14 protein-coding genes are annotated in these 13,853 nt (G+C 58.2%); 8 read left to right on the top strand and 6 right to left on the bottom strand.

Annotated elements, in window-relative coordinates; translation table 11 throughout:
• Positions 1-19 precede the first annotated feature (19 nt).
• Genes MGMAQ_RS05530 through MGMAQ_RS05520 form a run of 3 tightly spaced genes read left to right on the top strand, consistent with a single transcriptional unit; the run spans position 20 to position 2,761 of the window.
• On the top strand, positions 20-748 hold the full coding sequence (locus MGMAQ_RS05530) for a sugar phosphate nucleotidyltransferase (RefSeq protein ID WP_052716153.1): 729 nt from the start codon (positions 20-22) through the stop codon (positions 746-748).
• A 46-nt stretch (positions 749-794) separates the two neighbouring features.
• On the top strand, positions 795-1,769 hold the full coding sequence (locus MGMAQ_RS05525) for a GDP-mannose 4,6-dehydratase (protein WP_046020759.1): 975 nt from the start codon (positions 795-797) through the stop codon (positions 1,767-1,769).
• Positions 1,766-2,761 (top strand): kinase, encoded by a 996-nt coding sequence (locus tag MGMAQ_RS05520; protein ID WP_046020758.1) that lies wholly within the window; start codon positions 1,766-1,768, stop codon positions 2,759-2,761. The genes MGMAQ_RS05525 and MGMAQ_RS05520 overlap by 4 nt, the downstream gene beginning before the upstream one ends.
• Here MGMAQ_RS05520 and MGMAQ_RS05515 read toward each other — a convergent pair.
• From MGMAQ_RS05515 to MGMAQ_RS05505, 3 genes are all read right to left on the bottom strand, one after another.
• Positions 2,756-3,706: a hypothetical protein gene (locus tag MGMAQ_RS05515; protein ID WP_148560859.1), complete on the bottom strand. Its 951-nt coding sequence runs from the start codon at positions 3,704-3,706 to the stop codon at positions 2,756-2,758. The two genes, MGMAQ_RS05520 and MGMAQ_RS05515, sit on opposite strands and share 6 nt — an antisense overlap.
• Before the next feature lie 27 nt (positions 3,707-3,733).
• A complete protein-coding gene (locus MGMAQ_RS05510) occupies positions 3,734-4,693 on the bottom strand; it encodes a radical SAM/SPASM domain-containing protein (protein WP_046020756.1) in 960 nt (319 codons plus the stop codon).
• A 129-nt stretch (positions 4,694-4,822) separates the two neighbouring features.
• Positions 4,823-6,142 (bottom strand): surface carbohydrate biosynthesis protein, encoded by a 1,320-nt coding sequence (locus MGMAQ_RS05505; protein WP_148560858.1) that lies wholly within the window; start codon positions 6,140-6,142, stop codon positions 4,823-4,825.
• A gap of 178 nt (positions 6,143-6,320) precedes the next feature.
• On the opposite strand from MGMAQ_RS05505, the gene MGMAQ_RS05500 reads away from it, so the two are divergent.
• The 5 genes from MGMAQ_RS05500 to MGMAQ_RS05480 are packed head-to-tail and all read left to right on the top strand — an operon-like array spanning position 6,321 to position 11,147.
• Positions 6,321-7,019, top strand: a complete 699-nt coding sequence (locus MGMAQ_RS05500) for a cytidylyltransferase domain-containing protein (RefSeq protein ID WP_158498785.1) — start codon at positions 6,321-6,323, stop codon at positions 7,017-7,019.
• A complete protein-coding gene (locus tag MGMAQ_RS05495; protein WP_052716152.1) occupies positions 7,020-8,057 on the top strand; it encodes a Gfo/Idh/MocA family protein in 1,038 nt (345 codons plus the stop codon).
• Positions 8,054-9,208, top strand: coding sequence for a DegT/DnrJ/EryC1/StrS aminotransferase family protein (locus MGMAQ_RS05490; RefSeq protein ID WP_198409162.1), 1,155 nt, complete (start codon positions 8,054-8,056; stop codon positions 9,206-9,208). Before MGMAQ_RS05495 ends, MGMAQ_RS05490 begins: the two co-directional genes overlap by 4 nt.
• A gap of 1 nt (position 9,209) precedes the next feature.
• On the top strand, positions 9,210-10,244 hold the full coding sequence (locus MGMAQ_RS05485) for an NAD(P)-dependent oxidoreductase (protein WP_046020752.1): 1,035 nt from the start codon (positions 9,210-9,212) through the stop codon (positions 10,242-10,244).
• Positions 10,245-10,259: 15 nt separating this feature from the next.
• Positions 10,260-11,147, top strand: coding sequence for a methionyl-tRNA formyltransferase (locus MGMAQ_RS05480; protein ID WP_046020751.1), 888 nt, complete (start codon positions 10,260-10,262; stop codon positions 11,145-11,147).
• Here the strand turns inward: MGMAQ_RS05480 and MGMAQ_RS05475 are convergent.
• The 3 genes from MGMAQ_RS05475 to MGMAQ_RS05465 are packed head-to-tail and all read right to left on the bottom strand — an operon-like array spanning position 11,122 to position 13,849.
• The gene (locus MGMAQ_RS05475; protein ID WP_046020750.1) at positions 11,122-12,051 is read right to left on the bottom strand and encodes a methionyl-tRNA formyltransferase; all 930 of its coding nucleotides are present in this window, start codon (positions 12,049-12,051) and stop codon (positions 11,122-11,124) included. The two genes, MGMAQ_RS05480 and MGMAQ_RS05475, sit on opposite strands and share 26 nt — an antisense overlap.
• Positions 12,044-13,621 carry an amino acid adenylation domain-containing protein gene (locus MGMAQ_RS05470; RefSeq protein WP_046020749.1) on the bottom strand — a complete coding sequence of 526 codons (1,578 nt, stop codon included), beginning with the start codon at positions 13,619-13,621 and terminating at the stop codon, positions 12,044-12,046. Before MGMAQ_RS05470 ends, MGMAQ_RS05475 begins: the two co-directional genes overlap by 8 nt.
• 9 nt (positions 13,622-13,630) lie before the next feature.
• The gene (locus MGMAQ_RS05465) at positions 13,631-13,849 is read right to left on the bottom strand and encodes a phosphopantetheine-binding protein (protein ID WP_158498784.1); all 219 of its coding nucleotides are present in this window, start codon (positions 13,847-13,849) and stop codon (positions 13,631-13,633) included.
• Positions 13,850-13,853: the final 4 nt, after the last annotated feature.

Genomic DNA, 13,853 nt, shown 5'->3' with positions numbered 1-13,853 from the left:
CAAAACGGAGAATGGGAGCATGCAAATCGCCTTTCTGGTCGGCGGCCTGGGCACACGGCTTGGCGACTTGACCGCGCGGACCCCCAAACCCCTGTTGCCAGTGGGCGAGACCCCCTTCATCGAAATCCTGATGTCCTGGGCGGCCACCGCGGGAATGACCGACATTCTCCTGCTGGCGGGGCACATGGGAGATCAACTGTCGGCCCGCTACGATGGGGCTCGGATGGGCGACGCCACGATCCGTGTCGCTATCGAGAACCAACCGGCTGGTACCGGAGGCGCTCTGTTGGCGGCGGAAGATCTGCTGACAGAACATTTTGTTTTGGCGAACGGAGACTCTTTGTTTCATGTGGATCTGGCGGCCTTCGTGGCGCCCCCGCTGAACAATAATCTGCTTGGGCGCCTCGCCCTCCGTCGATTGGAAGACACCGGACGCTCGGGCGTGGTTGATCTGCAAGGCGAGCGGATCACAGGCTTTCGGCACAGAGGATTGCCGGGCGAACCGGGATTGATCAACGGCGGCCTCTATTTGCTGCGCAAAGAACTGCTACAGCCTATTCGCGGCGATTTCGGACTCCCCTGCTCGCTGGAACAAGACCTGTTTCCGGTTCTGGCCCGAGACCGGTTCCTAAGCGGGCGACTGTTGGACGGTTTCTTCCTGGATATTGGTATCCCCGAGGACTACGCCCGCGCCCAGACGTCGCTTCCAGCCCAATCCACCCTTCACCTGCGCAAGGCCCAATGCTAAAGCTTTCCTATCTGATCGGGCCCCGAGCAAAGGACTGCCGACGCCGATGAATATTTTGATCACAGGGATCACGGGCATGGTGGGCAGCCACCTAGCCGATTATATCCTGGAAAACCATCCCGACGCCCGGGTCCACGGCCTGATTCGCTGGCGCAGTCCGCTGGACAACATCGCTTCCATCCTGGATCGGGTGACCCTGCATCATGGCGACTTGCGGGACCTGAACTCGCTCATAGAAATCATGCGGTCTGTTCGACCGGAGCGGATCTTTCATCTTGCCGCCCAGTCGTACGTCAAGGACAGCTTCACCGCTCCTGCCGACACGCTCCACTGCAACGTTATCGGCACCACCAATCTACTTGATGCGATCCGGCACACTGGAATCGACCCGATGATTCATATTTGTTCATCGTCCGAAGTGTATGGACAGGTGCGCGAAGATGAACTGCCGATCAGCGAAAAAAACACCTTCCGTCCCGCGTCGCCTTATGCGGTCTCCAAGGTCGGCGAGGATATGATCGCCCAGCAATATTTCATGTCCTACGGCCTGAAGACCATCCGCACCCGCATGTTCACCCATACCGGCCCCCGTCGCGGCCCGGTATTTGCCGAAAGCTCCTTTGCCCGCCAGATCGCCCGGATCGAAGCCGGGATCAGCAAGGAACCCGTGAAGGTGGGTAATCTGGAAAGCGTGCGCACTTTCTCCGATGTGCGCGACGCGGTACGGGCCTATTGGCTGCTCTTGGAGCGCTGCCCACCGGGCGAGGTCTACAATATCGGGGGCAGCCAGACCATGACCATCGGCGCGATGCTCGAGCTTCAGAAATCTCTGGCCACTTGCCCCATCGATCACAGAATCGACCCGTCTTTGCTGCGCCCCTCCGATGTGACCCTTCAAATTCCCGACGTATCCAAGTTCAAGGCCGCGACCGGTTGGGAAGCGGCAATCTCCGTGGAGCAGACCATGCGCGATCTGCTGGATTACCACCGGGGCCTTATTGGAAAGTCTGTCTCTTCATGAGTTTTGTCCTGACCCGAACCCCGCTGCGTATTTCGTTCTTTGGCGGCGGGACAGACTATCCGGCCTGGTATCGTGAGCATGGCGGCGCGGTCCTTTCGACCACCATCGACAAATACTGCTTCATCTCCTGCCGCTGGCTGCTGCCCTTTTTCGAACACAAGTATCGGATTGTCTGGTCCCATATCGAGACGGTCAACGCGATCGGCGAGATCCTTCATCCGGCTGTGCGCGAGAGCCTGAATATGCTGGATTTCGCGGACAAACGGGGTATCGAGATGCACCACCAGGGGGACCTTCCCGCCCGCACCGGCATGGGGTCCAGTTCATCCTTCGCGGTCGGACTGATCAAGGCCCTGCACTTGCTCAACGGCGTGGATAGAGATGCGCCGGAACTGTCCCGGCAAGCCATCGAGCTGGAACAAAACTGGCTGAAAGATTCCGTGGGGTCTCAGGACCAAGTGGCGGCGGCCCATGGTGGTCTCAACATGATTCGCTTTGAATCGGACGGCCGCATCGTTGTTGATCCCGTAAAAATCTCACGGGAGCGCCGGGATCAACTCAATGACCGTTTGATGCTGTTCTATACCGGCACCAGCCGACTGTCTTCGACGGTGGCCCGCGAGGTCATCACCAACCTCCCCCAACGTAGCCAAAATCTGCGTCGCATGCGGGAAATGGTGGACGATGCCAGGAATCTTCTCGAAGGCAGCGGCGATCTGGACGACTTCGGGCGGATGCTGGCGGAAACCTGGAAGCTCAAACGAGGACTCGCCGCCCCGGTTTCCAATGATCGCATCGACAATGCCTATTCTCTGGCCCGGGGCGCTGGGGCGCTGGGAGGAAAGCTTCTGGGCGCCGGGGCGGGCGGCTTCATCTTGCTGTACGTGCCGCCGGAACGTCAGCGAGAGGTCAGCCGTGCCATGGAACCGTTTTTCCCGGTACCCTTCCGATTCGAAACCCACGGCTGCACGCAAATTCAGACGGAACTATGATTCCCATTGGCCCCGGTTAATGACGAATTCGGGCAGGTCTTCGTCCCCCAACCCCCAATCCGGCCCGTTGAACCGAGGATCTCTCAGACCCAGCCCTAGCATGATGCAGAGCGCCCGATAGCGCGGCCACAACTCATCCACCGTCTTACCGGTATCGAGGATCTCCTTGCGCTCGGTGATACTGTCCCAGCCGCCCCCATGTTTCACATGGTACGTCGCCGCGCCGGGTATGATCCGTTCGGTGATCCCCAAGCCCAAGGCCGCATACATGAGAATTGAATCGATATGAAGCAGCGAGGGGTCATCCTCCCGTTGCCCCCGCAAGGCGTGCCAGGACTCTCGGCTCATCAAAATGAAATCGCCACTGGCATTGGTGAACAAAGGCGGCAAGCCGGGAAAGAGGGGATAAAGACCACGTTCGTTGCGTTGGACCACCCGTTCCGGACAAGCCGCGAGCTGAGCCTCGGGACCCGTCCTCGTCAGGACGGCTGGATCCACATCCACCCGCTCGGTGCGATAGATCTTGTCTGCTTCCAGCTGCCGGTCAGCGATGAAGCTCATCACCGTGTCAGGATAAAGCAAATCGATCATCGAACTTAGGGCGAAAGATCCCCGAGACCGTCGAAATCCGACATTGCGCGCGGCACTCTCGAACAACGGTCTTCGTGCGGCGGAGAACCGTTCATGCAGGGTGGAAGACACCTCGAAGACCCGGATGGTCACATGCTTGAGCCCATCCGGCCAATCAATGGCTTCGCGCAAGGTTGGGCGATCGCCCGGTGGATTCCAATCAACCAAAATGAACTCAGAATCGATCTTGTGCTTTTCCAGTTGATGCAGCGTACAGGCGAACGAAGCCCGCATGCGCGCCATGGGGTCGCCGCCATGGTCGTCATTACGCGACGTGACAACAACACTCAGATAGGGCTCTGGGGAAGGAGTCACACGGGTTTCCGATTCATCGCCAAACCGTCACTCGTAGGAATAGGAAACGCATTCGGCGCAAACCGTTTGTCGCGCGTCACCGGACAGATGGGCCCGACGGAGTTCGACGAATTCCTCCGAATGCCAAGCCTCCATAAAGGACAAATCATGTAGATCTCCCATATGGAAGCGCCCATCGTGATCGAAACAGCAAGCGGAAAGATGGCCGTCGAAAGTCACCCTTGCTTCGGTAAACAGGGCCCAGCAAGGCACCGGCTCACGCATATTTTCCAAGCGCCCGGGGTTGCCGCCCTTGATGGACCAGCCGGCACTCTTTTCCGCGCTGCTGGTCAGATCGGCCTGGGAGTAGAGCGGCAAGGCATAGACCTCGTCGAGGATCGGCGTCAGTTCATCCACCAGCTTGCTCATACGCTCGCCTTGTTCACCGTCGTAGGAGATATAGGAGGCAAAGACGCCGCAATCATAGCCGCCTTCCTCCCTCACCCGAACCGCATCAATGCTGTTTTGAACCACTTGATTGAAAAGAGACCCTTTGACCCCGGCAATTTCCGTGAACTGTTGTTCGTCGGAATAGTTCAAGGAGAACTTCAGACTGTCCAATCCGGCGGCCATGCAGGCCTGGACCTTGTCCGGCGTGGCCAGGGATCCGTTGGTCGTCAGGAACACATAGCCGAAGCCTTCATCCTTGGCGGCCTTGATGGCATCGGGAAGCCAGGGCAAAACGAAGCTTTCGCCCAGATAAAACATCCCGACTTCCTCGACCCCTGCCCGCTTCAATTCCTGGAGCAGATTGAGGTAGAAATCCCAATCCATGTCGCGCTTGTCGCGCAGCTTGTAGCCGGTGGCGCAGTAGGAGCAATTGAAATTGCAGCGAGCGGTCAGTTCGATCTTCACCGCCCGGGGACAGGGCGGAGCAGCAATGCGCCGATCCTCGGAAATCCCGGTGATGGCATCGACCTTGTCTGTCAGTGTTCGTTTGCCCGGCATGGCTATTGCCTTTTCTTTCAGATTTTTTCCGGTTCTAGAGAACCATCAAAGCAGCGATATATTAACATGAAACTTCGTTTTCGGAGCCTGCCAGTTGCTCAGGCCACCTTTGCATCCTGCGCGGAGCCATTAGACCCGGGCCAGTACAAACATGCTTTTCTGTGGCTCGAATACTGACAGATCATCGTTCAGCGACAGGATCCGACCAAGATTTTGGATGATGCTACCCACATGAGCCAAGGTCATGTCTTGAATCTTGTCTTGCTGTCCAGGGTGCAGTTCCGGCATTTCAATGAGGTTTAAAATACCGAGAGTCCGAAGAGCCTTGTGGCCGTTGATCAAATCCGGATAGCGCTCCAGCAGGGAATTGACCAAGCGCTCATAGGCGAAACCGTCATGGGCATTCAGGTACTCAGCCAACCGACGCCGAGACTCCGGCTCTTCGGCAATAGCACCGGGCACGCCATCCATCACGCCTTTCATCGCCAGCGCGGCCTGCTTCATATCCGTATAGGTTGGCAGGTAGTGATAGGCGATATTGTCTTCGCGATAACCGGCATCTTCTTCCTGGTCGAGATTAATGACGTTGGCCCCCATCAGATACCCTTCGACACCCGTGGTACAGCCGGTGACGATGGTTGCCTGTGCGGCGGCGATCCAATGGTTGGCAATCCCCGCCCGCTCGACGGAACAGTTCTTCCGGCCTTCGATAAACTTCTCCCAGTACTCGGGTGCCTCGCCGGGGTGCGGTCGGATGATCACCGGCACGTCCGGCGCGACTTCATCAAGAGCGTTGAAGAAATTGATAGTGATGTCTTTGCGCACCTCGTCGTACCAGACCATTTCATGAAACAGGGATTCATCTCGGACGCCATCGACAATATACCCGCCTCGAAAATATAGATCCTTTAGATCGTCGAGACCGCCAAACTTCCAGTTGGCGGAGGAGTTGCTGTTGAACAACAAGAACCGCCCGTGCCGGGCGCGCAGTTCGGCCACCCGGTCCGCGTAGTAGGGGTGGAATTTCGGTTTCAGCAGGTCGACACGCGGATTGCCGATGCAGATCATCTCCGGCAGCTGCTCATATTCCGCCCGCAGCGCGGCTTCCTGTCCTTCATGAATGCTGTAGAAACAATCAAATGCATCGCCGAAGCTCAATCCAAAATGGCGGAAGATGACTCCCCCATCCGTCGGCGCAATACCCTCCTCGTTCACGGCAACGGCGATATGACCATGTTGCCGGGCCAGCCGGGCGCTTTCACATTGCGGCTCGTCAACCGTCTTGTAAACGATGACACCCTTGGGCAGGACCGCCAGATTGTTCTCGATCGCCCATTTCTGCCCCACCACCACGGCGCAACCCCGGTTGACCGCTTCCAGAGCAACCAGCATCCGAGACACCAGTTCCCGGCGATCTTCTTCGATGGGGAGATAGAGGACATTGTTCATGGAAGCCACACAGGTGATTGTTATTTATGAATTTAATAGCCTATTTTCAGTATTCGGCTGATTTATTGTTATTCGGTAAACTTGCCTCATTTACCGCCGGGACCAGCATGACAGACAATGGCGCGGCCTGATAGAGTGGCCATTGGTCCCTCGCCCCTGAAACATCCGGATCCAAAGCTTGCCCGATCGAGCCCCGCCCAAACCGCTTCTTCTTATTCAAGCAAGGCTTTCCTCAAAGCGTCTGCCGGGGAAGGTCCTGCGCCCGCTTGCAGGCAAGCCCATGCTGGAAATCATGATCGAGCGAATGAAGCGTTGTGAAAGTATCAGCGGATTGGCCGTTGCCACTTCTTCCGGTTCCGACGATGACCCCATCGCCGCGCTGTGCGAAAACATGGGAATTGCCTGTTACAGGGGGGATTTGGATGACGTGGCGGGACGCTTTGTCCAGGCCGCCATCGAAGCGAAGGCCCAGACCCTGGTCCGGATATCCGGTGACAGCCCATTCCTTGATCCTGCCCTCATTGACCAGGCAGTGGCCTTGTTCGAGACCTCGCGATGCGACCTGGCGACCAACATCCTCAAACGCAGCTTTCCGAAAGGCATGTCGGTGGAAGTCTTTCGGGCCGAGCGATTGCGCGAAGCCCACCCTGTCATGTCGGCAAGGGAACGCGAACATGTGACAGCCTATTTCTACGCTCATCCCGAAGAGGTCACCTTTGCCAGTTTCGAAAGCAAGATAGCCATGGATTCGGTTCAGCTCTCCGTGGATACCGTGGAGGATTATCATCGGGTCCAAAAAATTGCCCGGGCTCTCGGGCCCCGGCTGATCACCGCCTCCCTGGTGGAGGTCATGCAGGTATACGAGGACCGATCATAAATGTTGAATGATCGATTAAAAACAGCGGTGATCGGGCTTGGCGTTGGTCATCAACATGCAAAGGGCTATGCCGCCGACCCGCGATGCGAATTGGTGGCCCTGTGCGATATCGACCCGGAGAAACTGGGGGCGGTGGCGAGCGAGTTCCCGGGCGCGGCAACCACCGGCGACCCCAATGATATCCTGAGGGATCCATCCATCCATGCGGTCTCCATCGCTTCCTACGACGATGCCCACTTCCCGCAGATCATGCAGGCCCTTGCCCATGGAAAGCATGTTTTCGCGGAAAAACCCATCTGCCTGCATGAGGAAGACCTCAACAGCCTTTATCAAGAGCTCAAGGCACGCCCGACACAGCGGTTTTCATCGAACCTGGTCCTACGCAAGGTGCCCCGCTTCATCGACCTCCGCCAACGCATCCGCCAAGGTGTCATGGGTGACCTCTATTATCTGGAAGGGGACTATCAATACGGCCGCATGCACAAGATCACCGAAGGATGGCGCGGCCGGATTCCCTTTTACTCGGTGGTCCATGGCGGCGCCATTCATCTGATCGATCTGCTGATGTGGATGGCGGCATTTCGCCCCATCGAAGCCACCGCCATGGGCACGGCCATCGCCTCGCGCGGGACCGCGTTTCGGTTCAACGATTGTGTCGTCGGGCTGTTGCGAGATTCCGCAGACCGAATCGCCAAAGTTTCGTCCAATTACAGCAGTGTCACCCCCCACTATCACTCCCTTGCGGTTTACGGCACGGCGGAAAGCTTCATCCAATCGCCAACCGGAGCGGCGCGCTATGAGAAAGGGGACCAATCAGTCCTGTCCACTCTGATCGAGACGCCCTACCGCTCCGTTGCCAAGGACAGCATGATCGCCTCCTTTGTCACCTCGATTGTGGATGGGGGGGAGCCAGACGTTTCAGCCCAAGAGGTACTGGATGCCATGTCCGTATCCATTGCCATCGAACACTCCGTCAGCCTGGGCAAGCCCCATCGGATCGACTATTACGATCTACACCGCAGCAATTCAGAAGAGTGACCAGATCCATGGAGCAGATCCCCTTCGGCAGACCGATGATCGGCGACGAGGAACAACAAGCCGTCGCGGCGGTCCTGGCCGGCAGTATTCTCGTTCACGGGCCCAAAACCCTCGCCTTCGAGGAAGCGTTTCGGCAGTTCACCGACGCGCCTCACGCCGTCGCGGTGTCCAGCTGCACGGCCGGCATGCATTTGTTCTGGCACGAACACGGCCTGGGCAAGGGAGACGAGGTCGTCGTTCCGGCGCAAACCCATGTGGCCACGGCCCACGCCGTGGCATTGACCGGAGCACGCCCCATCTTCGTCGATGCCGATCCGGTGACGGGGAACATGGATGTTTCACGGGTTGAGTCGGCAATCACCGAAAGAACCAAGGGAATTGTCGTGGTGCACTTTCTCGGCCTGCCTGCCGACATGACGTCCCTTGCAATGCTCGCCAAGCGCCATGGGCTCTTGTTGCTGGAAGATTGCGCTCTGTCCGTGGGTGCATCGCTCGATGGAAGCCATACCGGCCTGTGGGGCGATGCGGGTGTTTTCTCTTTTTACCCGGTCAAACACATGACCACGGCCGAAGGCGGCATGGTCATTACCCGGAACCAGGATCTGGCCGAAAGACTGCGTCTCATCCGGGCATTCGGCGTCAACAGAACGCACGGGGAGCGGGCAACCCCGGGCGTTTACAATGTGCCTGAATTGGGGTTTAACTATCGGATGAATGAAATCAATGCGGCCATCGGCATCGAACAGGTGAAGAAACTACCTGGATTTCTGACCAAGCGGGCCGAAAACCGAAATACCTTGGCCGACGCCCTGGCCGACATTGAAGAATTGACCCCTCTTGCATCAGGGAATGACCGGGTCGTCCATGGTCACTACTGCCTGTCCACCCTGTTGCCCCAAGGCTGGGAAGCGAAGCGGAGCGCCCTGATCAAGGGCCTGAAAGAAAGAGGCGTTGGCAGCAGTGTCTACTATCCTCATCCGGTCCCCCGGCTCGACTACTATCAAAATCAATATGGCTACCGGGACAGTGACTTTCCGAGTGCGGCACGGATCAGCGATACGTCCATCGCCCTGCCCGTCGGACCACACCTCACGCCAGACCATATGAAACGAATTGCCACGGCGATCAAAGAGACGCTGGTGGGTTGGTAAAATGAGCATTCCCCTTCAGAACAGACGGATTATGTTGGTTGGTGGCGCCGGTTTTATTGGCCACAACCTTGCCCTTCATTTGAAGGCACGGGGCGCCGACGTCTGCATCGTTGATGGGCTGGAGGTCAATAACCTGATTTCCTTGATGGCCAACACGGACAACGTCCCGCATCCGGACCTGTCCCTGGCCATTATTGATGAACGCATGCGTTTGTTGCGCAATGCCGGAGTCACCTTGTTCGTCCAGGACGCCCGCGAATATCACGCGTTGTCGCGACTGATCCATGACGTCAAACCTCAGACTCTCATCCATTTGGCCGCGGTATCCCACGCCAACCGCTCCAACAAGACCCCCTATCACACCTTTGATCATAGCCTTCGCACATTGGAGAATGCCCTGGACGGCGCACGGGAGCATGCGGAGCATTTCATCTATCTGTCTTCCAGCATGGTCTATGGGGACTTCAAGACCGGGGTGGTGGACGAAGAGACCTATTGCGAGCCCAAGGGTATCTATGGCGCCCTAAAGTTCTCCGGTGAAAAGATCGTCATGGCCTACAATCAGGTTTTCGATCTGCCTTATACCATCATCCGGCCTTCGGCCCTTTACGGCGAGCGCTGTATCAGCCGCCGAGTCAGCCAGATCTTTATTGAAAACGCTCTGATGGGCGAAGATATCACCATCAACGGTGATGGCTCAGATGCTCTGGACTTCACCTATATTCAGGACTTTGTGGAAGGTGTGATTGGTGCGATCCAAACGCCGGCGGCCCGCAACCAGATCTTTAATCTGACCTATGGCGCGGCGCAACCGATCAACCAGATGGTGAGTATCCTGCGTGACTATTTCCCCGATGTGGGCGTTATCTTGAAGGAAAAGGATGCCTTGATGCCTGATCGGGGCACCCTATCGGTAGACAAGGCCCGACGGCTGATGGGATATGATCCCAAATGGTCCCTGATCGAGGGATTCCCTCGCTACATTGAATGGTACAAAGCTTTTTTCGAGGAGCATGGCTCCAAGTTCCAGCGCTAAACCGGGAGTGGCCGCATGGCCGGGATCGCCCTTTTCCTCAATGGCGCGCGTGGTCTGGCGGTATTGGATCGCCTGCTGAGCGAGAGCATGGACTGCGGCCAGGTGGTGGTCCCCACGGGGTTTATTTCCGCGAGCTTGAACGAGAAGGCGGCGAATGGACGGTTTCAAATCGTCGAAGCCCCGGACGTCAATGACCCGGCCTTCATTGAACAAGCAGCCTCGTGGCAGGCGGATCTGTTCCTGATTGCCGGGTTTCCAACCATTTTCAAGCCTCCCCTGATTGGCATTCCGAGGATCGGCATATTGAATCTGCATGGCGGCCGCGTGCCGGAGTATCGCGGCGGATCGCCTCTCAATTGGCAGATGATCAATGGCGAACCCTCCGTCGGACTCAGTGTTCTGGTTTTGGCTGAAGGCATCGACGACGGGGCATTGGTGGCGGAAAGGTCCATACCCTTGACCCCAAGCATGACCATTGCAGACCTTCATCATCGGGCCAACCCGCTCTTTGGTGACATGGCCGTTGAAGCCCTTCAAGGCATGATGGATGGGTCATTGATTCCCAAGCCACAGGATGATGCCCGCGCGGCCTACTGGCATCAGCGGAACGATGAGGACGGGCGGATCACCCCCCGCACCATGACCGCCGATCAGGCCGACCGCATGATCCGCGCCTTGACCAGGCCCTATCCGGGGGCCTTTTGTCTGCGCCGTGGCCGAAAAGTTCGCTTGTTCGCGGCGCGGCCCGCCGATTTCGTCTTGCGGGGGGTCCCCGGCCGCCTCTGCCAGATACAGGGCCAAGGACCCTTTCTGATTTGCGCTGACCGGGCGTTGCTGATCCTCGACTACCTCGATGAGGGAGACCCGGACCGTCGGCTCAAATCGGGGGACCACCTGGACTGATCAGGTGGCTTCCCACATCGATACCCCAGCGCCTCAAGATCTTTTCCGAAGGGTCAACAACCCCATCAATGTGGATTTTCTCCACACGGACACAGCCATCGGTAAATTCAACCATGAACGGATCCAAGGACAGCACCCTTCCCGGCGCGCCGCCTTTCCCGTCACAATGAGACACCTTGACGATCTCGATTTCTGCTTGCGGGCCGAAACCGAACAGCGCGGGCCCCGTTGGCGACAGCATCGGACGGTAGCTGAGCGCGCGCACGAAATTGATCACCCGGTGCACGGGCCAAGTGGGTGAAACCCGCCCTCCATGGGGTGTATCCCGCCCATAGTAGCGGCGTGCCGAAAGGTCTTGAGGGGTGCGCGCCGGAAGCCCGCTGCGCCCGTACTGGCAAAGAACGCTCTCCACCAGTTCCGCCCCCGCCTTGAGAAGCTTCAAATGCAAAGTCAGCCCGGTATCTTCCGCAAGGATCGGGACTTCGACCTCGCCGACCCCATCGCCGGTATCAATTCCACGCTCCATCATATGGGCGGTCACCCCAAAAATTTTCTCTCCATTGATAATGCCCCATTGGTGAACGTTGAGCCCGGCATATCGGGGCAGAGGGCCCGGGTGAATGTTCACACAGCCGTCCTTGGGCACCGCCAACAGCGCCGCTCCGAAGAGAGTAGTGGCGTTATAATTGAAAATCAGGTCCGGCGGGTTCGCGGACAGGTGGCCAAGAAAGGCCTCGCCATTGATATCCCGATTGGGCCAGAGCGGCAGATTCAGTTGATCCGCCAAGCCCCGGGCCGCCGGGTTATCGCTGGCAATGCCCATCAAGGTCAGGGATTGATCGCCGAGATTGCTCAGGACCCGTCGCAACGGAATGGGATCGCCGACAAAAAACAGTCTACGCATCCCCGTCTTCCCGATGATTTGAATCCAATTGTTCCATCAAAGCGGCTCGATCGATCTTGCCGCTGGTATTCAAGGGCAGACGATCCAGCCGGCGGATTGCGCTGGGCACCATGTAAGACGGCAGGCGGTCCCGACAGGCGGCTTGGATGGCTTTGTTGTCCATGGGGCTGTCCGCCACGAAGGCGGCAACCGCCTGGGCGGTTCCTTCTGACCGGGGCCAGCCGAATGCGGCAACCTGATCCGTTTGGGCGATTGATCGCAATACCGCCTCGATCTCTCCCAATTCCACCCGATGTCCCCGGACCTTGATCTGATGATCCAATCGGCCCCGGAAGTGCAGGTCCCCCTCGGAGTCCCGGTGAACCAGATCCCCGGTTCGATACCAAACAGCATCGCTCCCCGGCAGGCGGATAAACCGCTCTTGGGTTTGATTCGGGTCCCGCCAATAACCCGCGCAGAGTTGCGGCCCGCTGATCAGCAGTTCCCCCGGCTCCCCCTGAGCCGCCTCGGTCCCATCATCGGTCAGGATCTGGATGACTTGATCGGGAAAGGATTGTCCGATCGGCACCAGATCGCCTTGCGCCTCCCTATCCGGATCGAAGACATGGGCCGTCGTCGCAATGGTGGCTTCCGTCGGGCCATACAAGTTCTCCACGGGCCCATTGGGGGCGGCCCGGGCCCAGGCCCGCGCCATCCTCTGGGTCAATGGCTCACCGCAAAACAGGCTGAGGCGCAGGCTGTCAAAACGCCCGGGGTCGAGCAATCCAAAGCGGTCCAACAAGGTTGCCATGGAAGGCGTGGAAAACCAGCAGGTCAACCGATGGGTCTCTATAAACGCTGCGGGCGCCACCAGTTCCCGATCCGGCACGCAATACAACGCCGCCCCGGACGTCCAGGCGACAAACAGGTCATGAACCGACAAGTCGAACGTAAGATCAAAAACCTGGGAAAGCCGATCCGTGGAACAAAAGCCATATCGCTCCCGAACCGTCGAGACATAGCTTTCAACACAGGATTTGGCGATGGGGACCCCTTTTGGTGCCCCCGTGGAGCCGGAAGTGAACAACAGATAGGCCAACGGCTGATCCCGCGCCGCCAACAGACTGGCGGTCTCCGCCTGCTTGGGAACGGCCGTGTCTTGTTCCGGGATGGGCAGAATCTGAGGTCGGTCTTCAAGCGCCCCATGGGATAGCAGATCCTGAACTTCCGATCTGTCGGCGGAGGCACAAACCACACAATCCGTTCCGGCTTGGACCAGCACGGCCAGACAGCGCGCCGAAGGCCAGTGGGGATTGATGGGCAGATAGGCCCGACCAGCCAGCAATATCCCCAAGATGGCGGCGTAGGTTGGCCCATTGCGGAAGGCATACAGGGCGCAGACCGGGGAAGACCCGCCCCTTTCGTTGATGGCCGACGCCATGACCTGAGCGCGGTGCCACAGCTCGTGATAGGTCCAGCCTTCGCCATCGGCCCATAGCGCGATCGCCTCGGGTTGGCTCAAAACCCGCGCGTGGATCTGTCCCAGCAGGGTCTTGTCGAGGCTTGGTCCTGGAGAGGGATGCGGCGTCATGGACCGGTCCTAGGTCTTCAGCATTTCCAAAATGCCGGAAAGGCTGGTGCAGCGGATGATCGTTGTTTCATCGATGGGAACTTGAAAGGTTTCGTTGAGCATCATCATGATGTTCATATGGGCAAACGAATCCCACCCCGGAAAGCTGTTGATCGCGGCTTCGGGGGTCAGAGCCGCGGCATCGGTATCAATAATCGCCGCCAGCAAATGCCGAACCTCCGTCTCCATGGTT

The organism is Magnetospira sp. QH-2 (assembly GCF_000968135.1).
In the GTDB taxonomy this organism is placed as follows: Bacteria; Pseudomonadota; Alphaproteobacteria; order Rhodospirillales; family Magnetospiraceae; genus Magnetospira.
Note: the sequence above shows the minus strand (reverse complement) of the source record. Positions and strands in the feature narration are given on the sequence as shown.